Annotated in this window: 21 protein-coding genes; 13 read left to right on the top strand and 8 right to left on the bottom strand. The window is 73.0% G+C overall.

What is annotated here, in order from left to right; all coding sequences use genetic code 11:
* Positions 1 to 6 precede the first annotated feature (6 nt).
* Positions 7 to 1599: a DUF1254 domain-containing protein gene (locus BU52_RS03490; RefSeq protein WP_037927505.1), complete on the bottom strand. Its 1593-nt coding sequence runs from the start codon at positions 1597 to 1599 to the stop codon at positions 7 to 9.
* Between the two features lie 379 nt (positions 1600 to 1978).
* Between BU52_RS03490 and BU52_RS03485 the strand changes: the two genes are divergently transcribed.
* The 9 genes from BU52_RS03485 to heR all read left to right on the top strand — a co-directional run bounded on the left by BU52_RS03485 (position 1979) and on the right by heR (position 12601).
* Positions 1979 to 3343, top strand: a complete 1365-nt coding sequence (locus tag BU52_RS03485; protein ID WP_037927502.1) for an ABC transporter substrate-binding protein — start codon at positions 1979 to 1981, stop codon at positions 3341 to 3343.
* A gap of 83 nt (positions 3344 to 3426) precedes the next feature.
* Complete coding sequence (locus tag BU52_RS03480) at positions 3427 to 4374, top strand: carbohydrate ABC transporter permease (RefSeq protein WP_037927498.1); 948 nt, start codon at positions 3427 to 3429, stop codon at positions 4372 to 4374.
* Positions 4371 to 5282: a carbohydrate ABC transporter permease gene (locus BU52_RS03475; protein ID WP_037927495.1), complete on the top strand. Its 912-nt coding sequence runs from the start codon at positions 4371 to 4373 to the stop codon at positions 5280 to 5282. Before BU52_RS03480 ends, BU52_RS03475 begins: the two co-directional genes overlap by 4 nt.
* On the top strand, positions 5279 to 7318 hold the full coding sequence (locus BU52_RS03470) for a beta-galactosidase (protein WP_037927492.1): 2040 nt from the start codon (positions 5279 to 5281) through the stop codon (positions 7316 to 7318). The genes BU52_RS03475 and BU52_RS03470 overlap by 4 nt, the downstream gene beginning before the upstream one ends.
* A gap of 4 nt (positions 7319 to 7322) precedes the next feature.
* Positions 7323 to 8162, top strand: a complete 840-nt coding sequence (locus tag BU52_RS03465) for a DeoR/GlpR family DNA-binding transcription regulator (protein ID WP_051857860.1) — start codon at positions 7323 to 7325, stop codon at positions 8160 to 8162.
* On the top strand, positions 8159 to 10330 hold the full coding sequence (locus BU52_RS03460; RefSeq protein WP_037927489.1) for an alpha-galactosidase: 2172 nt from the start codon (positions 8159 to 8161) through the stop codon (positions 10328 to 10330). Before BU52_RS03465 ends, BU52_RS03460 begins: the two co-directional genes overlap by 4 nt.
* A 106-nt stretch (positions 10331 to 10436) precedes the next feature.
* Positions 10437 to 10901 carry an Asp23/Gls24 family envelope stress response protein gene (locus BU52_RS03455; RefSeq protein ID WP_037927974.1) on the top strand — a complete coding sequence of 155 codons (465 nt, stop codon included), beginning with the start codon at positions 10437 to 10439 and terminating at the stop codon, positions 10899 to 10901.
* A 107-nt stretch (positions 10902 to 11008) separates the two neighbouring features.
* The gene (locus tag BU52_RS32695) at positions 11009 to 11782 is read left to right on the top strand and encodes an ANTAR domain-containing protein (RefSeq protein ID WP_051857858.1); all 774 of its coding nucleotides are present in this window, start codon (positions 11009 to 11011) and stop codon (positions 11780 to 11782) included.
* A 36-nt stretch (positions 11783 to 11818) separates the two neighbouring features.
* A complete protein-coding gene (gene heR, locus BU52_RS03445; RefSeq protein ID WP_235216246.1) occupies positions 11819 to 12601 on the top strand; it encodes a heliorhodopsin HeR in 783 nt (260 codons plus the stop codon).
* Between the two features lie 13 nt (positions 12602 to 12614).
* On the opposite strand, the gene adhP is transcribed toward heR, so the two are convergent.
* The 3 genes from adhP to BU52_RS03430 all read right to left on the bottom strand — a co-directional run bounded on the left by adhP (position 12615) and on the right by BU52_RS03430 (position 15359).
* Positions 12615 to 13637: an alcohol dehydrogenase AdhP gene (adhP, locus tag BU52_RS03440; RefSeq protein ID WP_037927483.1), complete on the bottom strand. Its 1023-nt coding sequence runs from the start codon at positions 13635 to 13637 to the stop codon at positions 12615 to 12617.
* Between the two features lie 33 nt (positions 13638 to 13670).
* Positions 13671 to 14576 carry a universal stress protein gene (locus BU52_RS03435; RefSeq protein WP_037927480.1) on the bottom strand — a complete coding sequence of 302 codons (906 nt, stop codon included), beginning with the start codon at positions 14574 to 14576 and terminating at the stop codon, positions 13671 to 13673.
* A gap of 153 nt (positions 14577 to 14729) precedes the next feature.
* Complete coding sequence (locus BU52_RS03430) at positions 14730 to 15359, bottom strand: DoxX family membrane protein (RefSeq protein WP_051857856.1); 630 nt, start codon at positions 15357 to 15359, stop codon at positions 14730 to 14732.
* 407 nt (positions 15360 to 15766) lie between these two features.
* On the opposite strand from BU52_RS03430, the gene BU52_RS03425 reads away from it, so the two are divergent.
* Positions 15767 to 16657 (top strand): universal stress protein, encoded by an 891-nt coding sequence (locus BU52_RS03425; RefSeq protein ID WP_037927475.1) that lies wholly within the window; start codon positions 15767 to 15769, stop codon positions 16655 to 16657.
* 247 nt (positions 16658 to 16904) lie between these two features.
* The gene (locus BU52_RS03420; RefSeq protein ID WP_107061074.1) at positions 16905 to 19184 is read left to right on the top strand and encodes a heavy metal translocating P-type ATPase; all 2280 of its coding nucleotides are present in this window, start codon (positions 16905 to 16907) and stop codon (positions 19182 to 19184) included.
* An 18-nt stretch (positions 19185 to 19202) separates the two neighbouring features.
* Here BU52_RS03420 and BU52_RS03415 read toward each other — a convergent pair whose 3' ends face one another.
* The 4 genes from BU52_RS03415 to BU52_RS03400 form a co-directional block, all read right to left on the bottom strand.
* On the bottom strand, positions 19203 to 19700 hold the full coding sequence (locus BU52_RS03415; RefSeq protein ID WP_037927470.1) for a flavodoxin domain-containing protein: 498 nt from the start codon (positions 19698 to 19700) through the stop codon (positions 19203 to 19205).
* 28 nt (positions 19701 to 19728) lie between these two features.
* A complete protein-coding gene (locus BU52_RS03410) occupies positions 19729 to 22128 on the bottom strand; it encodes a glycoside hydrolase family 65 protein (RefSeq protein WP_037927467.1) in 2400 nt (799 codons plus the stop codon).
* A 57-nt stretch (positions 22129 to 22185) separates the two neighbouring features.
* Positions 22186 to 23058 (bottom strand): universal stress protein, encoded by an 873-nt coding sequence (locus BU52_RS03405; RefSeq protein ID WP_037927961.1) that lies wholly within the window; start codon positions 23056 to 23058, stop codon positions 22186 to 22188.
* A gap of 146 nt (positions 23059 to 23204) precedes the next feature.
* Positions 23205 to 24026, bottom strand: coding sequence for a universal stress protein (locus tag BU52_RS03400; RefSeq protein ID WP_037927463.1), 822 nt, complete (start codon positions 24024 to 24026; stop codon positions 23205 to 23207).
* Between the two features lie 288 nt (positions 24027 to 24314).
* Between BU52_RS03400 and BU52_RS03395 the strand changes: the two genes are divergently transcribed.
* Together BU52_RS03395 and BU52_RS03390 are read left to right on the top strand one after the other, a co-directional pair.
* Entirely contained in the window at positions 24315 to 25196 is an 882-nt protein-coding gene (locus tag BU52_RS03395; protein ID WP_037927958.1) for a universal stress protein, read from the top strand.
* A gap of 19 nt (positions 25197 to 25215) precedes the next feature.
* The gene (locus tag BU52_RS03390) at positions 25216 to 26103 is read left to right on the top strand and encodes a universal stress protein (RefSeq protein ID WP_037927460.1); all 888 of its coding nucleotides are present in this window, start codon (positions 25216 to 25218) and stop codon (positions 26101 to 26103) included.
* The last annotated feature ends 32 nt before the right edge of the window (positions 26104 to 26135 follow it).

The following is a 26135-nucleotide window of genomic DNA, read 5'->3' as shown; positions in this document are numbered from 1 at the left end:
GCGCGCTCAGCCGACCGCCTCGATCTCGCCCGGCCGCCACGTCCTGTCGAAGAACGGCGGCAGGGGGCTGTAGAACCGCAGGACCACGAACCATCCCTTGTTCGGCACGGTCTGGATCCAGTTGCCCTCCGGGACGCCGTCGGGCCGGTCCGGTCCGAAGTGCACCGTGGTCGTGCCGTCCGCGCCGGCGACCGCCGCCGGTGTCGGGTAGTCCTGGCTGCCGGCCCGGGGGAAGCGCTGCGGCGTGTCGAGCATCGAGCGGGTCTGGTTGTCGTACACGGTGCACGACCAGAAGCGGGCGGCCGGGATGTCCGGCGGGAGCACCAGACGGTAGTGCCTGCCGCCGTCGAGCGCGCGGTCCTGCCGGTCCGCGAACGCGAACAGGTACTGCGAGCCGATGCCGGGCAGCGGCGCGGTGAACGCCGGGCTGATGCCCACACCCAGGTACCACCACCAGTTCCGCAGGTTGAACCTGCGGGCGCGGTCACTCGGACGGAGCTGGACGCCGCTGTCGGTGATCTCCGGGGGCGGGGTCATGAAGTCGTGGCCGGACACGAGCAGGCCGTTGACCCACTGGGAGGAGGGACCGTAGTAGTGGGCCCCCTCGGCCGGGCGCGGGCGGCAGGCGAGGGTGCGGGCGGTGGCGTTGCCCACCGCGGCCGCCTCGGTGAGGATCTCCCGCATGCGCGCGTCCGGCCGGAAGGGCCGGCCCTTGACGATGCCGACCGCGGCCAGGGCTCCGGCGATCTCGGGGTCGAGCGCCTCCGCCGGCTGGTCGTGAACGAGTTCGCTCGCGAGGTCGAAGTACGTCGCGTCCCCGGGCGGGACCGTGTTCACGACGAACCCGCTGCCCTCGACGAAGCGCGGTGGGTCGGGCCTGCGGAGCGCGGCGGTCCAGGTGTCGGCGGTCCACGGCAGCGGCGGCGCCGTGCCGCCGGTGACGATCTCCCCGATGCTGGTTCCGTAGAGCCCGGGGACGTAGCGGTGGATGCGCAGTCCCTCCTTGATGCGCTCGACCGCCGGCTTCGGGTCGTCGCCCTCAAGGAAGGCGCGCCCGCCCAGGACCAGCCGCGTGGTGCGGGCGGGCTGCGTGAAGAACCCGCCCTGCGGGAGGGGGCCTTCGTAACCGGGCGGCACGAAGAGATATCTGCCGCCGGCCCCGCGGTCCGGCCCCGCCATGCCGGGGTCCGCGACCCAGCGGTACCACATGTCGTTCACGAAGCAGAGGGACAGGGGCGGCATGTCCACCACCAGCGGGCCCTCGGTCAGGTCGAGGAACGTGATGAAGTAGACGGTGTCCGCGTTCCCGGTCAGCACGAGGGTCCGGGGATCCATGAACTCCGAGAAGAGCAGGACGTCGTGGTCCTGGATGCCCGCCGCCAGGAACCCCTTGCGGGACGCCCACATGTTCACGCCGGAGTACGCGTCGAGGAACGCGCCGACCGCGCGGACGTGGTCCAGGTGGTCGTAAAGACGGTGCGCCGTCTCCTCGGTGGGCACACCGAGCGGGAACTCCAGGGTGCCCAGGCGGGTCTCGAGCCGTTCAGGAGTCGAGATCGACTCCACGACCTGCGATGAGATGTGTGCGGCGTGCTGCACGGCTCGCTCCGTCCTCGGGAAGGGGTCGCCCTGTCGACCATGAGCGGTCGCGCCGGGGCCCGCCACCGGACCTGGGCCATCGGAGCGTCGCGAGCGGGCCGGCGGCCCGTCGGGCGGCCGAACACGGACGCTCTTCGCAGGTGCACATTCACTGAAACGTTTTCTGACAACGTTCGACAATCCCGCCCGGCAACCGGCATGTCCAACCCCCGCAGGTAGAGACCAATTTCGGCCGGTCCCGCATGCCGCATAACGGTTCTTGTTTGATTCCGTTATTTAGCGATGGACCCTGTTGACTTCACGAGGAGTTAACAGTCAAGGTGTGCGCACCCCGTTGCTCCGGGACACCTGGCGGAGCGGCACGCACAAAGGAGACGCCATGTCACTGCGGACCCATCGCCCCGTGCTTCGCCGGGCCCTGGTGGCCCTCGCCGCACTCCCCCTGCTCGCCACCGCGGCCTGCGGTGGCTCCGGCACCGAGGACGGCGCGTCGGGCGAGCAGGCCACGTGCGAGAAGAGCGACGGCAAGGTCAAGCTCACGTACTGGTCGTGGATTCCCGGCGTGGAGAAGGCCGTCGCCGAGTGGAACCGCCAGAACCCCGACATCCAGGTGACCGTCAAGTCGACCCCCGCGGGCAACGCCGGCACCTACCAGAACATGTCGAACGCGCTGAAGGCGGGCAACGCCCCCGACCTCGGCCAGATCGAGTACGACTCGCTGGCGAGCTTCCGTCTCCAGGAGGGCCTGACCGACATCGCGTCCTGCGCGGGCGTCAAGGAGGCGGAGGGCGACTTCGCCGACTGGACCTGGTCCCAGGTGACCTTCGGCGCCGGCGGCGAGGACGGCGTCTGGGCGGTGCCGCAGGACACCGGCCCCATGGCGCTCTTCTACCGCAAGGACCTGTTCGAGAAGCACGGCATATCCGTCCCGAAGACCTGGGAGGAGTACCACGAGGCGGCCAAGAAGCTGAAGAAGGCCGACCCGAAGGCGTACATGACGCACTTCTCGCAGACGGACCCCAACTGGTTCAGCGGCATGCTGTGGCAGAAGGGGGCGAACATGTTCGCCCAGGAGGGCGACGCCTGGAAGGTCGACGTCGACAGCCCGGCCGCCGGCGAGGTGGCGGACTACTGGCAGAAGATGATCGACGAGAAGCTGGTCGCCACCGACCTCCAGGGCTTCTCCCCCGCGCTCTACAAGGCGTGGAACAACGGCGAGGTGGCGACCTGGGTCAGCGCCGCCTGGGGTTACAGCACCATCCGGGACAACGCCAAGGCGACCGCCGGCAAGTGGGCCGTGGCGCCGATGCCGCAGTGGTCCGCGGGCGAGAACAAGGCCGGCAACTGGGGCGGTTCGACCACCGCGGTCCTCGGCAAGAGCGAGCACCCCTACGAAGCGGCGCAGTTCGCGCTGTGGCTGAACACGGACGCGAAGGCGCTGGAGATCCTCAACCGTGAGGGCGGTCTCTACCCCGCGGCCACGGCGGGCCTCCGGCTGGAGGCGCTGCAGCAGCCGGTGGACTTCTACGACGGCCAGAAGATCTTCGACGTCTTCGCGCAGGCCTCCGGGAACGTCACCACCGACTGGACCTTCGGCCCGACGATGACCGACACCTACCGCTTCATGGGTGACGGCATCGCGGGAGCCCTGGGCGGCAAGGGCACGCTGAAGGACGCCCTCGCGCAGACCGACGCCAAGACGGTGGACTCGCTGGAGAAGCAGTCCCTCGAGGTCGCCAAGTAGGTGACGAGGGGCCGGCCCGGCCGCGGACCCCGCCGGCCGGCCCCGTCCTCCTCACTCAGCACACCTCAGGAAGTGACCACGACATGACCGCCGACCCCATAGCGGCGACAGCCGCGCCGCCGACACCGCCCGCCCCGGCACGCAAGCCCCCGCGTCGCGGACGGAACTGGGCGCCCCTCTTCTTCCTCCTGCCGTTCTTCGTGCCGTTCGTCCTGTTCACGCTGGTCCCGGTCGGCTACGCGCTCTACCAGAGCCTGCTCAGGACCGAGCGGACCGGCGGCACCTTCGGCCGCAAGACGACCGTCTTCGCCGGCCTCGACCAGTACAAGGAGGTACTCGGCGACTCCGAGTTCCTCGGCAGCGTCGGCCGGGTGCTGGTCTTCGGGCTGGTGCAGATCCCGGTGATGCTGCTGCTGGCGCTCGTGCTCGCGCTGCTGCTGGACTCGACCGTGGCCCGCCTCAAGCGCTTCTTCCGGATCGCCTACTTCGTGCCGTACGGCATCCCCGGCGTGATCGCGGCGCTCATGTGGGCCTTCCTGTACGACCCGAGGCTGTCGCCCATCGTGGAGCTGCTCGACAAGGCGGGGTCCGCGCCGGACTTCCTGGGCTCGTCGATGATGCTGTGGTCCATCGGCAACATCGTGACCTGGACGTACACCGGGTACAACATGCTGATCATCTACGCCGCGCTGCAGGCCGTCCCGTCCGACATCTACGAGGCGGCACGCATGGACGGCGCGAGCGAGGCGGCCATCGCCTGGCGGATCAAGGTCCCGATCCTGCGTCCGGCCCTCGTTCTGACGGGCGTCTTCTCCATCATCGGGACGCTGCAGCTGTTCACCGAACCACAGGTACTGCGGTCGATCTCCACCAGCGTGACCAGCACCTACACGCCCAACCTGGCGGCCTACTCGCTCGCCTCGGCGAACAACTACAGCGAGGCCGCCGCCATGTCGGTGACGCTGGCGCTGGCCACGTTCGTCCTGTCGTTCGGTTTCCTCAAGCTCACGGGTCGAAAGGCTGAATCATGAGCCTCCTCACGGACACCGCGGGCGCCCACGCGCCCCGCCGGACCTCGGGGACGGCACCACGCGGTCCCAGGGAGAGCCGTCTGTCGGTGATCGCCGCCACCGGATTCCTGGTGGTCGTCGCGCTTTACATGCTGCTCCCGGTGTTCTGGCTGGTCGTCTCCGCCACCAAGAGCCAGGGTGACCTGGTCGACTCGTTCGGGCTGTGGTTCTCCGACATCCACCTGTGGGACAACCTGCGGGCACTGTTCGCCAAGCAGGACGGGGTGTACCTGCCCTGGCTGTTCAACAGCCTCCTCTACGCGGGGGCGGGCGCGGCGGTGGGCACGCTGCTGTCCGCCATGGCCGGCTACGCGCTGGCCAAGTACCGTTTCCGGGGACGTGAGTTCCTGTTCTCCGTGGTGCTCGGCGGTGTCCTGGTCCCGGCCACGGCGCTGGCGCTGCCGCTGTTCCTGCTCTTCGCCGAGATGGACGCCACCAACACGTTCTGGGCGGTCTTCCTGCCCAGCGTCGTCAGTCCCTTCGGCGTCTACCTCTCCCGCATCTTCGCGGCCGCCTCCGTGCCGGACGAACTCCTGGAGGCCGCCCGGATCGACGGCGCCGGCGAGTTGCGGACCTTCTTCACGATGGCGCTGCGGCTGATGTCGCCCGCGATGGTGACGATCTTCCTCTTCCAGTTCGTGGTCATCTGGAACAACTTCCTGCTGCCGCTGGTGATGCTCCAGGACGACCGCCTCTACCCGGTCACCCTCGGGCTGTTCACCTGGCAGTCCCAGGTCAGCCGCGACCCCTCGCTGCAGATCCTGAGCCTCACCGGGTCGCTCGTCTCGGTGGTGCCGATCGTCATCACCTTCCTGGTGCTCCAGCGGTACTGGAAGGCCGGGCTCGCGGCGGGAGCGGTGAAGTCGTGAACGACGTGCTCAAGCAACTCTCCGACCGGCTCGGCGGCATCGCCTACGGCGGTGACTACAACCCGGAGCAGTGGCCGCGCGAGGTGTGGGACGAGGACGTCCGCCTCATGCGGGAGGCCGGCGTCAACCTCGTCACCGTCGGCGTCTTCTCCTGGGCGTTCCTCGAACCCCGCCCCGGGCAGTACGAGTTCGGCCTGCTCGACGAGGTCATGGACCTGCTGCACGCGCACGGGGTCGCGGCCGACCTGGCGACGGCCACGGCGTCCCCGCCGCCGTGGTTCTCGCTGCGGCACCCCGAGGCGCTGCCGGTGACCGCCGAGGGCGTCCGGCTGAGCCACGGCTCACGGCAGACGTTCTGCCCGAGCAGCCCGGCGTACGCCGAGGCGGCCGGCCGTCTCGTCGAGCGGCTCGTGGAGCGGTACCGCGACCACCCCGCGCTCGCGCTGTGGCACCTGCACAACGAATGGGGCAACCACAACGCGCACTGCTACTGCGACACCAGCGCCGGGGCCTTCCGGGACTGGCTGCGGGACCGGTACGGGGATCTCGACGGCCTCAACCAGGCGTGGGGCACGGCCTTCTGGAGCCAGCGGTACGGCGACTGGGCGGAAATCGTGCCACCGCGCGCCACGGCCGCCGTCCCCAATCCGACCCAGCAGCTGGACTTCTGGCGGTTCTCCTCCCACGCCCTGCTGACGCTGCACCGGCGTGAGGCGGAGACCGTACGCCGCCTCTCCCCCGGCGTGCCGCTGACCACCAACCTCCTGGTCACGCTGGAGAAGAAGGTCGACGGCTTCTCCTTCGCCCGGGAGTGCGACGTCGTGTCCGTGGACCAGTACCTCACGGCCGCCGACCCCGAGGCGCACATCGGCCTGTCCCTCGACGCCGACCTCGCCCGCGGCATGGGCGGCGGCGCTCCGTGGCTGCTGATGGAGCACTCCACCTCCGCGGTGAACTGGCAGCCGCGCAACGTGGCGAAGACCCCGGGGCAGATGCGGCGCAACAGTCTCGCGCACGTGGCGCGCGGCGCGGACGGCGTCCTGTACTTCCAGTGGCGCCAGTCGCGGGCCGGCGCCGAGAAGTGGCATTCGGCGATGCTGCCGCACGGCGGCACCGACACCAAGACCTGGCGCGAGGTGACCGCCCTCGGCCGGGAGCTGAGGGCACTCGCGGAGGTGCGCGGCAGCCGCGTCGAGTCGGACGTGGCCCTGCTCTTCGACTGGAACGCCTGGTGGACGCTGGAGATGCCGGCCACCCCCTCACAGGACGTGCGCTACCTCGACCAGGTCCGTGCCTGGTACGAGGCCCTGTGGTCGCTGGGCATCACCTGCGACCTCGTGCACCCGTCGACCGATCTGAGCGACCGGCGGCTGGTGCTGGTCCCGAGCCTCTGCCTGACGAGCGACGCCGACGCGTCGTCGCTGGACGCGTTCGTGCGCGAGGGCGGGCACGCGGCCGTCGGCTTCTTCAGCGGCGTGGTGGACGAGAACGACCACGTGCGGCTCGGCGGCCATCCCGGGGCGTACCGGGAGATGCTCGGGATCCGGGTCGACGAGTTCTTCCCGCTGCGGGAGGCCGGGACGGCCCTGCTCTCCGACGGCTCACCGGCGCGTGTCTGGACCGAGCTCGTGGAGCCGAGGGGTGCCGAGACGATCGTGTCGTTCGACGAGGATCCGTCGGCGGGTGGGCCGGTCGCGGGGCATCCCGCGGTCACGCGCAACGCGTACGGCGACGGCGTGGCCTGGTACGTGGCGACGCGGCCGTCCGCCGGCACCTTGCGCGCCCTGCTGGCCCGGGTCTGCCGGGAGGCCGGGGTCACGGCCGCGGCCGAGGTGCCGCCGGGGCTCGAGGCCGTCCGCAGGAGCGGCCGGGACGCCACCTACCTCTTCCTGATCAATCACACCACCCGTGACGTGCCCGTCCGTGCGAAGGGCACCGACCTGCTGAGCGGCGCCGTCGCCGACGGCGCCGCCGTCGTCCCCGCGGGTGACGTCATGGTGATCCGGGAAGACGGCACCCCGCCGTCGGAGCGGTGACGGGATGCTCGCCAGACAACGGCAGGAGGCGATCGCCGAGCTCGTCCGGCAGCACGGTTCGATCCGGGTGGGCGCGCTGACCGAGCGGTTCGGCGTGTCCCACATGACGATCCGGCGCGACCTGGAGTCCCTCGCGCGCCGTGGCCACCTCGACAAGGTCCACGGAGGCGCGGTCACAACCGAGCACGGCAGCACCGCGGAACCGGCGTTCCGGGAGAAGCGGTCCCGTGAGGTCGCCGCCAAGGAGGCGATCGCGGCCGAGGCCGCCCGGCTCGTCGTCCCGGGCTGTGCGGTCGCACTGACCGCGGGGACCACCACCTGGACCCTGGCCCGGTACCTCCTCGACGTCCCGGACATCACGGTGGTCACCAACAGCGTCCGGGCGGCGCACACCCTGCACGCCCACCGGCGGCACCGGCAGACGGTCGTGCTCACCGGTGGCGTCCGCACCCCCTCCGACGCGCTGGTGGGTCCGGTGACGGTCGCGGCTCTGGCGTCGCTCCACGTCGACGTGCTGTTCATGGGGGTCCACGGCATGGACGCCCGGAAGGGCTTCAGCACGCCCAACCTCGAGGAGGCGGAGACGAACCGGGCGATGTGCCGCTCGGCGCGCCGGGTGGTGGTGCTCGCCGACCACACCAAGTGGGACACGACCGGACTGGCGGCCATCGTCGCGCTGGAGGCGGCCGACCTGCTCATCACCGACGCGCGCATCGACCGGCACGGCCGTGAGGTGCTGGAACGCGGGGTCGGTGCGCTGACCGTCGTCGAGCCGGCCCGGCCGCCGCGGCCCGCGGCTCCCCTCCCCCTGACCGACGCACCGACCGGAGGCGTACGCACGTGACATCCGACCGTTCTTCCGGCCTCCTGCATCTCCGTGCCGGAGGCACCGGCCTCGTCCTCGACTGCGCGGGTCCCAGGTTGCCCCGGATCCTCCACTGGGGGGCCGACCTGGGCGGCCCGGAGGCGGACACGCCCGGCGACGACAACGTCCTGACCTCCCTGGCCTGGGCGAGCCTCACCGAGGTGGGCACCAGCGTGCCCGACGCGGTGGTCCCGGTGAGCGTGCTGCCCGAGCAGTCGGCCGGCTGGCTGGGGACGCCGGGGCTGTCCGGCCACCGGGAGGGCGCCGACTTCTCCAGCGCCTTCACCGTGCGGGAGCTGCTCTTCCCGGACCCGCTCTCGCTGGTGGTCGAAGCCGAGGACGAGCGGGCCGGGCTCGCGTTGCGGTGGGAGCTGGAGCTGACCGGGTCCGGACTCGTCCGCCATCGCGCGGTGCTCACCAACCAGGGGCGGGGTCCGTACACGGTGGACGCGCTGCAGCTCGCGCTCCCGGTTCCGGCCCACGCCACCGAGGTGCTCGACCTGACGGGCCGTCACCTCAGGGAGCGTTCACCGCAACGGCACGAGTTCACCCTCGGCACGCATCTGCGGGAGAACCGCCGCGGCCGGACCGGTGTCGACGCCACGCTCCTGCACACGGTCGGTGAGCGGGGCTTCGGCTTCCGAAGCGGTGAGGTGTGGAGCCTGCACGTGGCGTGGAGCGGCAATCACCGTACCTTCGCCGAGCGGACGAACGCGGGGGTCTGCCTCCTGGGCGGCGGTGAACTGCTGCTGCCCGGCGAGATGCGTCTGCGGCCCGGTGCCTCGTACGAGACGCCGTGGATCCTGGGCTCGTACGGCCGTGGCCTGGACGAGATGGCGGGGCGCTTCCACACGTATCTGCGGCAGCGCCCCCACCACCCGGCCGCCCCGCGGCCCGTCACGCTGAACACCTGGGAGGCGGTCTACTTCCGGCAGGACCTGGGCACCCTCACCGCCCTGGCGGACGCCGCCGCGGAGGTCGGCGCCGAGCGGTTCGTGCTGGACGACGGCTGGTTCCGCGGCCGCCGCGACGACCGGGCGGGACTCGGCGACTGGTACGTGGACCCCGAGGTCTGGCCGCGCGGGCTCCACCCGCTCGTCGAGCACGTCCGCTCCCGGGGGCTCCAGTTCGGCCTCTGGGTCGAGCCGGAAATGATCAACCCGGATTCCGACCTGGCCAGGGCCCACCCGGAGTGGATCATGTCGGCGGCCGGGCGCATGCCGCCGGAGGCACGGCACCAGCAGGTACTGGACCTGGGACGGCCGGAGGCGTACGCGTATGTGCTGGAACGCCTGGACGCCCTGGTCACCGAGTACGCGGTCGACTATCTCAAGTGGGACCACAACCGCGATCTGGTCGACGCGGGCAGCGGCCCGTACGGCGTCGGCGGGGTGCACGCCCAGACGACCGCGGTGTACGCGCTGATGGACGAGCTGCGCCGCCGCCACCCCGCGCTGGAGATCGAGTCCTGTTCCTCCGGCGGCGCCCGGGTGGACCTGGGCATCCTCGAACGCAGCGACCGCGTGTGGACGAGCGACTGCATCGACGCGCTGGAACGGCAGCAGATCCAGTGCTGGACGGGCCTGCTGCTGCCGCCGGAACTGATGGGCGCGCACGTCGGCGCCCCGACCTCGCACACCACCGGCCGCACGCACGACCTCGGCTTCCGCGCCGGTACCGCGCTCTTCGGTCACATGGGCATCGAGTGGGACCTCACCCGGGCGACGCCGGGGGAACGCCGTCTGCTCGCCGAGTGGATCGCGACCCACAAGCGGCTCCGGCCGTTGCTGCACGGCGGGACGGTGGTCCACGCCGACCACCACGATCCCGCGGTGCTCGTGCACGGCGTGGTGGCGCCCGACCGGTCCCACGCCGTGTACGCGGTGGTGCAGAAGGCGACCGCCGTGCAGGTCCCGACGGGCCGCGTGCGCCTGCCCGGCCTGGCCGAGGACGCACGCTACACCGTCACCCCGTTGCCGCCGGGGGACGCGGCGCGGGGACCGGTCGTCGGCGCGCTGCCCTGGTGGACACCGGAGGGCGTCGAACTGCCGGGCCGTGTCCTGTCCGTCCTCGGCGTGCAGGCGCCGACCCTCCACCCGGAGAGCCTCGTACTGATCGAGGTCACGCGGATCACCCACCGGGCATGAGGAGCCCCATTCGCCACGGTTAGTCCCTTACGTCACTCCGCACTACAGTGGGCAAGGGGGCAGGACATCCACCCGAGGCCGCACCCACGATCGCGAGGTGACCGTCATGACGGAGACTTCGAATCGCCCCGACACCGGCAAGAAGGGCACGACTCTGCAAGGTCGCCGGGGGACCGACGTCCCTCCGGGGCAGCGCGGGAACACCACCGTCGCGGACGGTGTGGTGGCGAAGATCGCGGGCATGGCCGCCCGTGAGATTCCCGAGGTCTACAACCTGGGAGGCGGGGTGGCCCGTGCGTTCGGGGCGATGCGCGAGCGCGTGCCCGGCGGCGGGAGCGGCGTCACCCGGGGAGTGAGTGTGGAGGTCGGGGAGCGCCAGGCGGCCGTCGACCTGCAGGTGGTCATCGAGTACGACGCCTCGATCACGGACACGGCCGGGGACATACGCGCCAACGTCATCAACGAGATCGAACGGATGACCGGCCTGGAAGTCGTGGAAGTGAACATCGCCGTGAACGACGTCCACCTGCCGGGTGAGGAAGAGCCGGAGGAGGAGCGGCGAGTGACGTGACCGACGTCCCGGGCCCGCGCATGACGCCGGGGCCTGTGCCCCGGACGCGGGCCCGGACCGCGGGGGCGCCGGGTGTCGGCCCCGGCCGACCGGGTAAACGCGGGGGCATGTCGTCGCACGTCGCCCCTGGTCCCGTCGATTTCCGAGCCGCGTTCCTCGCCTCGCCCGCGCCCCTGCTGATCCTGGACACGCACCTGGTCATCAGGGACGTCAACCCCGCCTACGCCGTGGCCACGCGGCGGGAGCGCGACGAACTGCTCGGCCGGCTCATGTTCGACGCGTTCCCGGACAACCCGCACGACCCCGAGGCGGACGGCGTGGCCAACCTCGGTGCCTCGCTGGAGCGAGCCCTTCGCGACCGTGTGACGGACACGATGCCGGTCCAGAGGTACGACATTCCCTGGAAGCAGTCCGCGACCGGCTTCCAGGAGAGGTACTGGACCCCGGTCAACAGTCCCGTCCTCGACCGGGACGGGGAGGTCACCGGGCTCGTCCACCACGTCGAGGACGTCACGGACGTCCACGAGCGGCTGCGGCGGGTGCACGAGGCCCATGAACGGACCGACACACCCGCCGCGCACCAGGCCCAGGCACAGCACCGGTTCGCCCGCTATCTGGCCCGCGCCGAACAGGACCGGATGCGCCTGGAGCATCTGGAGGCGGAGACCGAGCAGCTGCGCCACGCCCTCACGTCACGCGCCGTGATCGACCAGGCCATCGGCATCGTCGGAGCCGAACGCCGGTGCGCCCCGGACGACGCCTTCCAGATCCTGGTCGGCATATCCCAGCGCACCAACGTCAAGCTGCGGGACGTGGCGGCCGCCCTCGTCGGCAGGGCGGCCGCCGAACGCACCGGACCTCTGCTGCCGGACGCCTGGTGAGGCACCGGACGCACTGCGGCGACCCCGGGAGGAACCGTGGGACGAGAGAACGGCACACCGGTGGCCACGGGTGTCACCGCCGAACGGCTCGCCGGGCTCCGCTCGTGGAACCTGGGGCTCACGCTGCTGCACCTGGTCCAGGCCGTGGTGATCGTCCTCCTCGCCGGGAGCTTCTCGATCACCGTGACCTCATCCGTTCCTGAGGGGCCACCGGGGACGCCGGCGCCCGCACCCGACGCGCTGTTCGACGTGCCGATCGGCTGGGCCGTCGCCGTCTTCCTCGCGCTCGCGGCACTGGACCACCTGCTGACGGCGACGGTGTGCCGCGGCACCTACGAACGCGACCTCCGACGCGGCATCAACCGTTTCCGGTGGCTGGAGTACGCGCTGAGCGCGACCCTGATGGTGCTCCTCATCGGCTTCTACGCGGGCATCACCGGCCTGAACGCCGTCATCGCCGTCGCCGGCGCCAACATCGGGATGATCCTCTTCGGCTGGCTCCAGGAGCTGATGAACCCGCCGGGGCGGACGGTGACCACGATGCTCCCGTTCTGGTTCGGGACGCTGGTCGGCGTGACGCCGTGGTGCTCGATCGTCTACAACATCGCCGCGGCCGGCACCGTCCCCGGTTTCGTGTACGGCATCGTCCTCGTCCAGGCCGCTCTCTTCTTCAGCTTCGGTCTCAACCAGTGGCTCCAGTACCGCGGAGCGGGGCGGTGGGCCGACTACGCGTACGGCGAGAAGGCCTACCTGGTGCTCAGCCTCGTGGCCAAGTCGCTCCTGGCCTGGCAGATCTTCAGTGGCTCGCTGGCCGGCTGAGCCCTCGTCCTCGTCAGTCCCGCGCGCCGAGGTCGAAGACGATGCGGGCCTTCACCTGACCGCGCAGGACCTCGTCGATGGATTCGTTGACGGCGGTGAGCGGGCGGGTCTCCTGGATGACCTTCGTCCGGCCGGCCGCGTGGAGCCGGAAGACCTCGGCGAGGTCCTGGCGGGTGCCGACGATGGAGCCGATCACCGAGGTGCCGTTGAGCACGGTGTCGAAGATCGGGAGCTGGATGGTGCCGTGGGCGGGCAGGGCGACCATGACGAGCTTCCCGCCGCGCCGCAGCCCCGAGTTCACGGCTTCGAAGGCGGCCGGGTTCACGGCGAGGGCGAGGGCCGCGTGGGCGCCTCCGTGCCGCTTCAGCTCCGCGCCGACGTCCTGGGTGCGGGCGTCGATGAGGATGTCGGCGCCCAGCTCCCGGGCGAGTTCGAGCTTGTCGTCGGTGACGTCGACGGCGGCTACGGTCGCGCCGGCGATCTTCGCGTACTGCACCGCCAGGTGGCCCAGTCCGCCGACGCCGGAGACGGCGACGAGCTGGGCGGGCCGTACGCCGGCGACCTTCAGGGCCTTGTAGGTGGTGACGCCCGCGCAGGTCAGCGGAGCGGCGTCGAGGGCGCTGACGCCCTCGGGCACCACCTGGGCGAAGTCGGCGCGGGCGAGCATCTTCTCGGCGTACCCGCCGTCGCAGCCGTATCCGGTGTTGACCTGGCTCTCGCACAGCGTCTCCCAGCCGGACAGGCAGTGTTCGCACCGCCCGCACGCGCTGCCGAGCCACGGCACGGCCACCCGTTGTCCCACCGCCAGGTGGGTGACGCCGTCGCCGAGCTTCTCGACGATGCCGACCCCTTCGTGGCCGGGCACGAACGGCGGGACGGGCTTGACGGGCCAGTCGCCGTGCGCGGCGTGAATGTCGGTGTGGCACAGCCCGGACGCCTCGACGCGGACGCGGACCTGTCCGGGTCCGGGCTCGGGGTCCGGACGCTCCTCGATGACCAGGGGCTTGCCGAACTCCCTGACGACCGCTGCCTTCATGATGCTTTCGCTTCTTTCCTGTGGTGATGCGCGTCAGTCGTGCGCGACGACGGCGACGGGGGCGGTGGAGTGGTGCATCACCGCGTGGGTGACGGCACCGATGTGGACGCCGAAGGGGCTCCGGCGCACGCGCCGGCCCACGACGACGAGGGAGGCGTCGCGGGAGGCGTCGGCCAGGAGGGCGGCCGCGCTGCCCGGGCGGGAGACCTCCACGACCCGCACATCCGGGTACTTCTGCCGCCAGGGACGCAGTGCCCCGGCGAGCGCCTCGGCCCGTTCGCGGGCGAACTCCTCGTGGGGCTCGAAGCCCGATCCGACGGTGTAGACGGAGTAGGGCGACGCGTTCCAGGCCTGGACGACGTTCAGGTCCGTGGCACGGCGCTGTGCCTCCTGGAAGGCGAAGTCGACGACGGTGCCGTCGGGGCCTGCGGAGTCCAGGCCGAGCACGACGGGCCGGAACGCGGTGGCGGCGGACGGGACGCCGACGGGGTCCGGCACGTGCTCGTCGGCGGCCTGTTCCCCGGCGCGCACCAGGATCACGGGCACCTCGGTCCGGGCGACCACGGCCTGCCCGACGGACCCGACCAGGAATCCGCCGAGCCCGCTCAGCGCTCGGGAGCCGAGAACCAGCAGTTCCGCCTCACGGGCGGCCTCCACGAGGATGTCGGAGGGCGTTCCGGAGCGGAGTTCGGTGCGCACCTCGACCCGGGGGTGACGCAGGCCCAGGCCCTCCGCGGCCTCGCGGGGGATCCGCTCGATCCACTGCTGCTGCGTCTGTGTGCCCAGGAGCGGAGCCTGGGCGATCGGCTCCGGCACCGGCTGCCACACGTGGACCAGCCTGACCGGCAGGCCGCGCAGCTCCGCCTCACGGGCCGCCCACTCGGCAGCGGCCCGGCTCTCGGCCGAGCCGTCGAGTCCCACGGTGATCGTGCGGGCCATGACGCCCTCCTCCTGTGTCGAATGCTCCGGTACGAGCATCTCGTTCCGGCGGCCTCCCCGGCAGGGGCTGCTGGTCCCCCGTCAGGGACCGACCGGCCCCACCGGCGCACCGGTGCGGCGGGCCCGCCAGGGGGCCCGCCGCACCGGAGGCGTTCAGCGCAGCCATCCCGCGCCGCGGACGAACGGGAGCCGGGCCCACAGGCGTCCGAGACCCAGGGTGTCGCCCGCGGAGGTGACGGCCAGGGCGATGAGCACCACGGCGTAGACGACGTGGTAGTCGGCGAACGGGTTGGTCGACATGCTGAGCGACCCGTCGGACAGGTGCTGGGCGGGCGGCCACTCGGCCACCCACATCAGCGCCATCATCGCCGAGCCGGCGGCAGCCGCCAGGCGCAGCGCCACACCCGCGGTCAGGGCGACGCCGATGCCCAGCAGGCCGAGCATGAACAGCCAGTCCGCCCAGGCGGCGCCGGCCCACGCGTGGAAGGTCGACTCCATCGGGCCGACGGCTACATGGCCGAGGAAGCCCTCGGTGGGGGAACCGCCGTCGATCCAGCCCTTGCCGGACCGGGTGGCGTAGCCGAGGCCGAAGGTCTTGTCGAGGAAGGCCCACAGGAACACGAAGCCCATCAGCAGGCGCGCCGAGGCGAGGACGTAGGCACGGGCGGTGCGGGTGTCGCTGCGTGCCGAGAGGGCGGACTCGGGAACGGAGGTGGTCCGGTTCCTGCGGAAGGACGGCAGGTGGAAGCCCTCGGCGTGGTGAGAGTGCTGGTGCACGGCCATGGCGGTGATCCCTCCGGGAACGGTCCGGGTCGGTTTCTGACACCACTCACTCTGGCGGAGGAACCGGCCTGGGACCGGGTGCCGATGGGCCGCACTCCCGGGGCTCAACGCCCCTTCTCCCTCGGGACGTTCGGCCACGAGCCGGGACAGGGGCCGTCCGGCGCCCGGCAGGACCGTGCGGCCCCTCGCCCACCCGGGGGCCGGTCGGTGCGCGCCCCGCATGCGCACATCCCCTTCGCGGCCCGGCGACCAGGCGATCAGGTCCCGCGTCCTGGGCCCCAGCCCGCTCGCCGCGGCGTTCCGCGGGCCGCGGCCCGTGCCTGGCGCGGGCTCGTCCCGTGGCGGCCGGGCACCACCGGGGCGAGTCTGGGAGGGCAGGCAGGAACGCTCTCGACGCGGGAGGCACCGTGGGTGGTCTGGTGATCGTCGGTGTGGACGGGTCGGCGTCGGGTCTCGCCGCGACGGAGGCGGCCGCCCGGGAGGCCGGGCTGCGGGGGGCCGGACTGAGAGTGGTGCACGCCTTCCTCTGGCCCGCGCTCCACGTTCCCGTCGGCCCCTCCCCCCTGGGCCCTCCGGAGGGCGGGATACGGAACATGGTCGAGCGGCTGGTGGCGGAGGCGGTGGCGCGCGCCAGGACGGCGGCACCGGACGTGGAGGTGTCGCACGCGGTCATGACGGGCGACCCGTTGACGGTGCTGGAGGCGCAGTCGCGGTCCGCGCAGCTGGTGGTCGTCGGCTCCCGTGGGACGGGTGGCTTCGTCGGCCTCGTGGTGGGGTCGACGGCGGTGCATCTCGCGGCGCACGCGCGCTGTCCCGTGCTGGTCGTGCGGGAGGAGGACCGCGCGGACGGACCGGTGGTGGTGGGCGTCGACGGTTCGCCCGCCGGGGACCGGGCGGTGGACTTCGCCTTCACGGAGGCCGAGCTGCGCGGAACCCCCCTGGCCGCCCTGCACGCCTGGACCACGTGGAGCGCGCCGCTGCCGCCCCCGAAGGACCCGGCTGAGCCGTACGCGAACCCGGCGGGTGAGCTCGGGCGGGAGGAGGAACGCCTGCTGTCGGAAGCACTGGCCGGGCATCGGGAGCGGCACCCGGACGTCGTGGTGGAGCACAGGGTGGTGCACGGCCCCACCCGCGAGACGATGATCGCGGCGAGCCGGTCCGCCCAGCTGATCGTGGTCGGGGCGCGGGGGCGCGGCGGGTTCACCGGCCTGCTGCTGGGGTCCGTCAGTCAGGCCCTGCTGCACCACGCGCACTGTCCCGTCGCCGTGGTGCGGGGAGCGGACGCACCCCACCGATGACCACCGGGCACCGGGCGGGCGCCGCGGCCGGCCGCGGCGCCCGGGGAAAAGCGTGGGGCCGTGCGGCCCTGGATCCGTCCCGCGCCCCATCGGATGCTGGACACAGGGCACGGGGCGCACCCGGCCGGCCGGACACGCCACCGTGCTTCCCGCCGCGAACCTGCCGACGGTGAGGACCGCCATGAGTCACATCGAACGCGCCACCCGGGAGAAGCCGGAGCCCGCACCCGCCTCGGCACGGACGCCGATGTCCTGGGTGGAACCCGCTCTCCTGGTGGTGACGGCCTCGGCGCTGGCGGCAGGGGGTGTGCTCCGGCTGCTGGGACACGCGGAGGCAGCCGACATGTGCTGGGCGCTGGGAACGGTCGCCGCCGTGGTGCCCGCGGTCGGCTGGGTGCTGGTCGCCCTGCGGCGCCACCACGCCGGCGTGGACCTCATCGCGGTGCTGGCACTCGGCGGCACCCTGGCCGTCGGCGAGTATCTCGCCGGGGCGCTGATCGGCCTGATGCTCGCCACCGGCCGTACGCTGGAGGCCGCCGCCCAGCGCCGTGCCTCCCACGATCTGCGCGCGCTGCTCGCGCACGCTCCCCGTACCGCACGCCGCCGCACCGGCGCCGAGGTCCGCCCGGTCCCCCTCGCCGAGGTCGCCGTGGGTGATCTGCTCGTCGTGGGCGCGGGTGAGGTCGTCCCCGTCGACGGGCAGGTGGTGGGGCCGTCGGCGGTCCTCGACGAGTCGGTGCTCACGGGCGAGTCGGCGCCGGTGGAACGGGCGGCCGGGCAGACGGTCCGCAGTGGAGTCGTCAACGCGGGTGGCGTCTTCGAGGTGCGGGCGACGGCGACCGAGCAGGACAGCACCTACGCCGGCATCGTGCGGCTGGCCCGGCAGGCGGGCGCCGAGGCGGCCCCCGTCGTGCGCCTGGCGGACCGCTACGCGGCGTGGTTCCTTCCGCTCTCGCTGGTGATCGCGGGAATGGCCTGGCTGCTCAGCGGCTCCGCCGTACGGGCTGTCGCGGTCCTCGTCGTCGCCACGCCCTGCCCGCTGCTGCTCGCCGCCCCGGTGGCGATCGTCTCCGGGCTGTCCCGGGCGTCGCGGCTGGGTGTGGTGGTCCGGGACGGCGGCGCCCTGGAGCGGCTGGGCCGGGCCCGTACGCTGCTGCTCGACAAGACCGGCACCCTCACCGGTGGCCGCCCGCGCGTGCTCGACGTGATCGCCGCCCCCGGGCGGCAGCCCGCCGAGGTGCTGCGGCTGGCGGCCACGGTGGACCAGTACTCCCCCCACGTCCTGGCCCACGCCATCGTCGACGCGGCCCGGGAGCGCGGGCTGGAGCCCTCGGTGGCCACGGACGTGTCGGAAGAGGCCGGCAGGGGCGCGTACGGGGTGGTCGGGGGCCGCAGGACGACCGTGGGCCGGCTGGACCCCGGCGCGGCGGTCCCGGACTGGGCGCGGGGGGCGGAGAACCGGGCGCTGCTGGACGGTGCCGCCGTCGCGTGGGTCACCGTCGACGGCGCTCCCGTGGGGGCCGTCCTGCTGCGCGATCCGCTGCGCCCGGACGCGCCCCGCGCCCTGCGGCGGCTCCGTACGGCCGGGATCGGGCGGATCGTGATGCTCACCGGCGACCGGCCCGAACCCGCCCGCGAGATCGCCGCCGTCCTGGGGCTCGACGGGGTACGGGCCGAACTCGCTCCGGCGGACAAGGTGGCCGAGGTACGCAAGGAGCGCCGGAACGCCGTCACGGTCATGGTCGGTGACGGCGTGAACGACGCTCCCGCCCTCGCCGCGGCGGACGTCGGCGTGGCGATGGGCGCGCGGGGTTCCACCGCGTCCTCCGAGGCCGCGGACATCGTCCTCACCACGGACCGGGTGGACCGGCTGGCCGACGCCACGTCGATCGCCGTGCGGGCCCGCCGCATCGCCGTGCAGAGCGCGCTCGGCGGCATGCTGCTGTCCCTGGCGGCCATGGGAGCGGCCGCCGCCGGACTGCTGCCGCCGGCGGTCGGCGCCCTGCTGCAGGAGGGAATCGACGTGGCGGTCATCCTGAACGCGCTGCGCGCCCTGCGGGTGGATCACGGCGCGCGGCCCGCCCTGGAACCCGCCGCCGAGGCCCTGATCCACCGCTTCGCCGCCGAGCACGAGGATCTGCAGGACGTGCTGCAGGCGGTGCGGGACGCCGCGGCCTCGCTCTCGGCACCCGGACGGGACGGGCAGGCCCTGGAGGCGGTGCGCGAGGTCGACCGGCTGCTCACCGAGCGGCTGCTGCCGCACGAGTACGCCGAGGAGCACCAGCTCTACCCGGCGCTCGAACGCACGCTCGGCGGCCCCGAGGCGACGGCGACCATGAGCCGTGCGCACGCCGAGATCGAACGGCTCTCCGGGCGCGTGGCCGCCCATCTGGCGCTCGCCGAGGGCCGGGAGGCGCTGGAGCCCGAGCAGCTCGAGGACCTGCGCGCCTGCCTGTACGGTCTGCACACCGTGCTGCGGCTGCACTTCACGCAGGAGGAGGAGAACTACTTCTCCCTGGCTCCCTGACCGTGTCCCCGCGGCAGGTCAGCCGTTCGTCAGCTCCTGGCCGATGCGCGCGGCCCACGCCTCGATCCGGCCGAAGTCGCGGTAGTCCCCGCCCTTCCCCTGACGGACGATCATCCGTGCGACCCAGCCCTTCGCTCCCTCCTTCAGGCAGCCGCCGAAGGTCACGTGGTCGCGCGCGTCGAGGCGCGCCACGGCCTTCTGCACCCACGGCACGGGCGGGATGTCCCGCTCCGACGCGGAGGCGTCGAGTGGTCCGCTGCTGAAGAGCCACAGCGGGCGTGCGGCCAGGTCCTCGCCGTGGCGGCGGACGAAGCGGCGGGCGTCGCGGTGCCAGCGGCCGGCGTACAGTCCGCCGCCGACCACGACCGCGTCGTACGACGCGACACCCGGCACGGACCCGGCGGCACGCGCTTCGGCCGTCAGCCCCTCCTTGCGCAGGACCCCGGCGACGGTTTCGGCGATCTCCGCCGTCGATCCGTTCGTTGATCCGTAGGCGACCAGCACGTTCTTCGGCATGGCGGTCGGTCTCCTCTCAGAGCGTCCCTCAGCTCGTCGGCAGTTGCAGCGTGCATGTCTCTCCGGGCGCGACGGTGACGGCCCGGTCGGCCAGCACCACGCGGACCGGCGACTGCTCCGAGTCCGGTACGGCGAGCTCCAGCCGGCCGCTGTGGCGCCGCAGACTGATGCCCCAGTGACCCCGGTGGCTCAGTGCGAACCCGTATTCCGAGAGGGCCGGCAGCGGCACCGGGTCCAGCGCCAGGGCGTCCCCGCGGGTCTCCAGCCCCGTCAGGCAGCGCTGGACCAGGTCGAGGGTGCCCGCCATGGCGCCCAGGTGGATGCCCTCGCCGGTCGTGCCGCCCTGGATGTCGGTGATGTCCGCCTCCAGGGCCTCGTGGAAATACTGCCACGCCTCGGCCCGCCTCACCCGGGTGAGGACCCAGGCGTGCACCAGTTCGCTGAGGGTGGATCCGTGGCTGGTGCGGCGCAGGTAGTAGTCGACGGTCCTGCTCCAGACGTCGTCGTCCAGGTGGTACCCGAGGCGCCGGAACAGGCCGTGCAGCTCGGCGGGCGGGAACAGGTGCCCGAGCATGAGCACGTCCGCCTGTTTGGACGCCTTGTAGCGGTTGACCGTGTCGCCCTCGGCCTCCAGGAGCCGGTCCAGGCGGCGGATGCTGTCGTACCGGGCCCGGTAGGCGTCCCAGTCCAGCTCGGCCAGGTCGTCGTACCCCGCGAACTGGCTGATGACGCCCTGGTGGTACGGCACGTGCAGCCGCCGGGAGACCTCCTCCCACCTCGGGAGTTCGCCCGGGTCCAGCCGGATGCGCTCGAACAGCTCCCGCCGGCGCCAGACGGGAAGGCGGCGCAGGAGGTCCAGGGCGCGGGCGATGACCCAGGCGGCGGTGACGTTGGTGTACGTGTTGTCGTCCAGTCCCGGCCGGTCGGCGCCGGGGTAGCCGTCGTGGTACTCGTCGGGGCCGACCACGCCGCGGATGCGGTAGCGGCCCGCCGCCGGGTCCAGGACCGCGCTGTCCGCCCAGAAGCGGGCGATCTGCACCAGCATCTCGGCGCCCTTGGTGAACAGGAACTCGGTGTCGCCGGTGGCCTCGCAGTACTGCCAGACGTTGTAGGCGACCGCCGAGCCGACGTGGTGCTGCAGCCGGGAGTTGTCCGGCAGCCAGCGGCCCGAGCGAGGGTTGAGGTGCAGCTCCTGTGTCTCCTCGCGGCCGTCGCTGCCGCTCTGCCAGGGGTACATGGCCCCGGCCCGGCCGATGGCCTCGGCGGCCCGGCAGGCCCGGCCGAGACGCCGGTGACGGTAGGTCAGCAGGGCCCGGGAGACCTCGGGGAAGTGCAGGTTGAGATACGGCAGGACGAACAGCTCGTCCCAGAACACATGTCCGCGGTAGGCCTCGCCGTGCAGCCCCCGGGCCGGCACGCCGACGTCGAGATCGGCGGTGTGCGGGGAGAGTGTCTGCAGCACGTGGAACAGGTGCAGGCGCAGGATACGGCCCGCCTGGCCGGGGATGCGGATGTCCGACCGCCGCCACAACCGCCGCCAGGCCGCGGTGTGGGAGAGCAGCAGGGCGGAGAAGCCGGGCGCCGCGGTCACCCGGTCGACGGCCGCGCCGAGCGGGTCGCTGATCGCGGTGTCGCGGGAGGTGTGCAGTGCGACGGTCTTCTCCACCTCGACGGGCCGGCCCGGAGCGAGCGGCACCACCATGCGGTGGATCGCGCGGTGCCGGCCGGGCCGCAGCTGCGAGGACACGGCGGGCGGTCCCACGGCGACGCTCCGGGCCGCCATGGCGATGCCGATGTCGGAGGAGCTTGTCCGGCAGTGCAGCCACACCGTGCCGGGCTCCCGCCCGCCGGTCCGTACGCGGGCCAGGTGGCGGCGGTTGAGGGACCGGTAGCGGTGGACGTTGGCGTTCATGACGTCCCCGTCGAGGGACGACTCGATCTCGACGTCCCCCGACCAGTCCTCGGCGGTGAGCACCGTCCGCAGTGCCGCCAGATGCGGGTCCCCCATGTGCACGAGGCGGGTCTGTTCCACCTGGAGCACTCTCCGGGCCTCGTCCCGGTAGCGCGAGGTCCGCACGAGCACGCCGCGGCGCAGGTCGAGGACCTGCCGGTGGTCGAGCAGGGCCGCGGAGTCCGGGGTGAGCCACGGCCCCCGGACGCCGTCCGGCGACCGCGCGCGGAAGCGGAGCAGCAGCCAGTTCGGCAGATTGACCATGTCCTCGTTGACGACGTCGCGTCCCACCACGGTCGATTCCAGGCGGTTGTAGCACCCGGCGGCGTACGTGCCCGGGCAGTGCACCAGGCCCGGCCGGCACTCGGGGATCGCGCCCCGGGTGGCGAAGTAGCCGTTGCCGAGCGCGCAGAGCGATTCCCGCAACCGCTCGGCGGAGGGGTCGTACCCCTCGTACTCCCATGTCCACTCCGACATTCGGCCGCCCTCGCCCTTCTCCTCGCCGACCAGCGCACGAAGGCGCCCCACGTGGGCTCAGACCCGTTGGGGTACGACGGCGACCGGGCACTCGGCGTGGTGCAGCAAGGTGTGGGCGACCCTGCCGAGCTGGAGACCGAAGTGACCGTGCTGCCGCAGGGCGCCGACCACGACGAGGTCGGCACCGGCCGACGCCTCCAGCAGGACCTCGTGGGCGGGGCCCTCGACCGGTGTCCTGTGCACCTCCACGTCCGGATGTTCGCGCACCGCATCGCGCAACGCCTCGGTCAGCCCGGTGGAGGCCCGTTCCTCGGGCGCGGACGTGCCGTCGTCCGCCGCGCCGGGGGCCGGGTGCCCGGGGGCGGGACTGCGCCAGGCCCGCACGGCCCGCAGGGCCGAGCCGCGCACCGCGGCCTCGCGGAGGGCGAAGCGCACCGCGCCCAGGGAGTGCGGCAGGTCGCCCACCCCGATCACCACCCGCCCGAAGGCCCCCGCCCGGTTCCGCTCCCCGCCACGGACCACGACGACCGGGCACGTCGCGCGGGCCGCCACCCCGAGACCGACCGAACCGAGGGTCAGCCCGGCCAGTTCACCCCGCCCGCGGGAACCCGTGACCAGGAACCACGCCTCGTGTCCTGCCGCGAGCAACGCCGACACCGGGTCGTCGGGAATCACGTCACTCGTCACCTTGACCTCCGGACGGCGCTGCCGGGCGCGTTCCGAGCCGGAGGCGACGATGTGCTGGGCGAGGACCTCCTGCGGGGGACGCTGCCGTCCGAAGGACGGGACGCTGCCTTCGTACCGTTCCCAGAGCGAGGCGTGGACGAGCCGCAGAGGCCGACCGTGCCGCGCCGCCTCCTCCACCGCCCAGTCCACCGCGTCGAGGCTGGGACCGGAACCGTCGACCCCCACCACCAGCGGGAGATCCATGGTCGCCACCGCCTTCCTGTCCTGCGCTTCCCGTCCTGCGGCTCACGAGGTTCTCTGCATACCGTCGCACCACCCACGGTCCGCCGCGACCTCCGGACGCGGTTCCCGGACTCCGCCGCCCCTCCGGTACCGGCCGGCCGCACGCGTCAGATCTGGGGCACGACCGCGACCGGGCACGGCGCGTGGTGCAGCACCGCGTGGCTGGTCAGGCCGAGTTGCAGGCCCCAGTGGCCCTTTCGTCTGCGCGCGCCGACGACCAGCAGGTCCGCGTCTGCCGCCGCCTCCAGCAGTGCCTGGCGCGCCGGTCCCCTGATCACCCTGCGGACCACCGTCGCGTCCCGGTACCGCTCCAGCGGGTCACGCAGCGCGTCGTCGAGTACCCGGTCCGGCGGACGCCGGTGGGCTTCGAGGGCGTACCAGCTCGGGGCCTGGGGCGTGGTGAGGGCACCGGCGCCGGGGCCCCAGGCGTGCACCGCCACCAGCCGGCAGCTCCGCGCCCGCGCCTCCCGCAGCGCGAAGTCCACCGCTGTGCCGCTTCCCTCCCCCTCCTCGACGCCGACGACGACCGTGGCGAACCCCGCGTGCCGGTGCTCCGCCGCGCCGCGCACCACGACCACCGGGCAGTCGGCGCGGGCCGCCACGGCCAGACCGACCGAACCGAGGAGCATGCCGGGCAGGCCCCCGAGCCCTCTCGAACCCAGGACGAGCGCCAGGGCGTTGCGTCCCTCGCCGGCCAGGGCGGCGGCCGCCTCCTCGTGCAGCACCCGGCTCGACAGCGGCACGGTGGGAGCGGCTGTCCGGGCCCGCCCGGCGGCGGCGTCGACGACGTCGGCCGCCTCGCCGTCGCCTGCCGCCGCGTGCAGGAGACGGAGCGGCACGTCGTGCCGCATCGCCTCTTCCGCCGCCCAGTCCACCGCCTCCAGGCTCGCCTCGGACCCGTCGACCCCGACCACCAGAGGAATGGTCACCGCCCGCGTCCCTTCTCCCGCCCGGTCCCGCCCTCCTGCTTCCCTCTCCGTCGGCTGCTTCCGTCTCCGTCGGCGTGCTGCTCCGTGTCCGTCGACCGCGACCGTCCGTCCCGGTCCCTCCCAGCTTCGTACGGATCGGAGGCCGCCGCCATGCCACCGGCCGGCTCCCGCCGCCGCCCACGTTTGAGATGCCGTCCACGGCCCACTCTGGTCGCACGGGGCGTCCGGTGCGGATGGGGCCGTGAGCGGCCCGGTCGTCGCACAGGAGCAACGCGGGAGGTGCCGGCCATGCACGCCGACGGACGGAGGCCGGTCGTGATCGGTGTCGATCCCGATCCCGGCAAACGGGCGGCTCTGGCCTGGGCCGCGGACGAGGCGGACCGGCGCCGCCTGCCCCTGACCCTCGTCCACACACAGGGCGAGCCGGTCCCCGGGTACCGGCTGGAGGGCACCCCGCCCTCGTGGGAGAAGTGGCGCGACGACCTGCACACCGCCGGCAACGACGTCCTCGAGCGCGCCGCGGCCTTCGTCGGCACCCGCCACCCGAATCTGGAGACCTCCCTGGTCCTGGCCGAGGGCCACCCCGCCTGGGTCCTGGCCGAACACTCCCGGCACGCCACCCAGGTGGTCGTCGGCTCCCGGCACCTGGGCAGCACACGCGAGCTGCTCGGCTCCGCGGCCGTCGCCCTGCCGCTGACCGCCCACGCCGCCTGTCCCGTCGTCGTCGTGCGCGACACGGAGCACACCACCCAGCAGCCGCCCTACTTCGTCGTCGGCGTCGACGGCAGCCCCCACTCCGCCGCCGCCGTCGACCTCGCCTTCGAGGAGGCCTCGCTGCGCGGAGCCGCCCTGCGCGCCCTCTATGTCTGGCACACCCCCCTGCTCGGCGTCCTCGACGAGGACGCCGCGCTAAGGGAGTGCCGCCGCCTGCTGTCCGAGACGGTCGCCGGACGCACCAACGCCCACCCCGAGGTGGAACTCCACCACGAGGTCGTCAAGGGACACCCCGTCCAGGAACTGACCAAGGCCTCCGCCCACGCCCTGGGCCTGGTCGTCGGCACCCACGGACACGGCGGCTTCCGCGGCATGCTGCTCGGATCCGTCAGCCAGGGCACCCTGCACCACGCACAGTGCCCCCTCCTCACCGTCCCCCACCCGGCGAAGCCTTAGCGGCACGGGGAGCGTCGTCATGGAACAGCCGGTGGTGGTGGGGGTGGACGGGTCCCCGTCGAGTCTGGAGGCGGTCGGGGCGGCGGCCCGGGAGGCCGCGCTCCGAGGCGTGGGCCTGCGGCTGGTGCACGCCTTCGGACAGCAGTCCCCGCACGGGCCGCCCGCCGGGCCGCCGTGGAACCCGGCCGCGGCGGGCGTGCGCGAACTGATCGACGGCACCCTGGCCGAGGCCGAGCGGCGGGCCCGGCGCACGGGCCCCGAGGTGGAGGTCTCCCGGGACGTCGTCGTGGGTGATCCGTCGGCGGTGCTGGTGATCGCCTCGAGGACGGCCTCGCTCGCGGTGGTCGGCAGCCACGGCCACGGTGCCGTCGGCGGACTGCTGCTCGGTTCGACCGCCGGGCGGCTCGCCGCGCACGGCCACTGCCCGGTGCTGGTGGTGCGGGGACGGACGGCGCCCGGCGGTCCGGTGCTGCTGGCGGTCGACGACGCACCCGTCACCGCGCCGGCCGTCCGGTTCGCCTTCGCCGAGGCCCGTCTCCACGGTGCCGCACTCACGGCCGTGCACGTGTGCCGGCCCGACAGCGCGTACGCCTACGACGGACCGGCGGATCCACCCTTCGTGACGTACGACAGGAGCCACTTGCGTGAGCACGCGGAACGCGTGCTCGACGTGGCGCTGGCCGGGCAGGAGCAGCGATATCGGGACGTCGCCGTGGAGCGCCGGCCGGTCGTCGGCCGCGTGCGCCACACGCTCGTCGGGGCGAGCGCGGACGCGCGGCTCCTCGTCGTCGGCGCGCGGGGCAGGGGCGGCTTCGCGGGCCTGCTGCTCGGGTCGGTGAGTCGGGGCGTCCTGCTCCACGCGCGGTGTCCCGTCGCGGTGGTCCGGGACGGGGCCGGCAAGGAGTAGCGTCCTTCGGCCGGAGGCGGTCACGGGTCGCC

It is taken from the genome of Streptomyces toyocaensis, from assembly GCF_000725125.1.
In the GTDB taxonomy this organism is placed as follows: Bacteria; Actinomycetota; Actinomycetes; order Streptomycetales; family Streptomycetaceae; genus Streptomyces; species Streptomyces toyocaensis.
This window is presented reverse-complemented; position numbering and strand designations above follow the sequence as displayed.

What these genes read in the sequence shown, in the direction of transcription:
- BU52_RS03390 (WP_037927460.1), top strand. Translation starts at nt 25,216, where the DNA reads ATGGAACAGCCGGTGGTGGTGGGGGTGGACGGGTCCCCGTCGAGTCTG.
- BU52_RS03435 (WP_037927480.1), bottom strand. Translation starts at nt 14,576, where the DNA reads ATGGCCCGCACGATCACCGTGGGACTCGACGGCTCGGCCGAGAGCCGG.
- BU52_RS03465 (WP_051857860.1), top strand. Translation starts at nt 7,323, where the DNA reads ATGCTCGCCAGACAACGGCAGGAGGCGATCGCCGAGCTCGTCCGGCAG.
- BU52_RS03455 (WP_037927974.1), top strand. Translation starts at nt 10,437, where the DNA reads ATGACGGAGACTTCGAATCGCCCCGACACCGGCAAGAAGGGCACGACT.
- BU52_RS03420 (WP_107061074.1), top strand. Translation starts at nt 16,905, where the DNA reads ATGTCCTGGGTGGAACCCGCTCTCCTGGTGGTGACGGCCTCGGCGCTG.
- BU52_RS03485 (WP_037927502.1), top strand. Translation starts at nt 1,979, where the DNA reads ATGTCACTGCGGACCCATCGCCCCGTGCTTCGCCGGGCCCTGGTGGCC.
- BU52_RS03410 (WP_037927467.1), bottom strand. Translation starts at nt 22,128, where the DNA reads ATGTCGGAGTGGACATGGGAGTACGAGGGGTACGACCCCTCCGCCGAG.
- adhP (WP_037927483.1), bottom strand. Translation starts at nt 13,637, where the DNA reads ATGAAGGCAGCGGTCGTCAGGGAGTTCGGCAAGCCCCTGGTCATCGAG.
- BU52_RS03480 (WP_037927498.1), top strand. Translation starts at nt 3,427, where the DNA reads ATGACCGCCGACCCCATAGCGGCGACAGCCGCGCCGCCGACACCGCCC.
- BU52_RS03415 (WP_037927470.1), bottom strand. Translation starts at nt 19,700, where the DNA reads ATGCCGAAGAACGTGCTGGTCGCCTACGGATCAACGAACGGATCGACG.
- BU52_RS03405 (WP_037927961.1), bottom strand. Translation starts at nt 23,058, where the DNA reads ATGGATCTCCCGCTGGTGGTGGGGGTCGACGGTTCCGGTCCCAGCCTC.
- BU52_RS03430 (WP_051857856.1), bottom strand. Translation starts at nt 15,359, where the DNA reads ATGGCCGTGCACCAGCACTCTCACCACGCCGAGGGCTTCCACCTGCCG.
- BU52_RS03475 (WP_037927495.1), top strand. Translation starts at nt 4,371, where the DNA reads ATGAGCCTCCTCACGGACACCGCGGGCGCCCACGCGCCCCGCCGGACC.
- BU52_RS32695 (WP_051857858.1), top strand. Translation starts at nt 11,009, where the DNA reads ATGTCGTCGCACGTCGCCCCTGGTCCCGTCGATTTCCGAGCCGCGTTC.
- BU52_RS03395 (WP_037927958.1), top strand. Translation starts at nt 24,315, where the DNA reads ATGCACGCCGACGGACGGAGGCCGGTCGTGATCGGTGTCGATCCCGAT.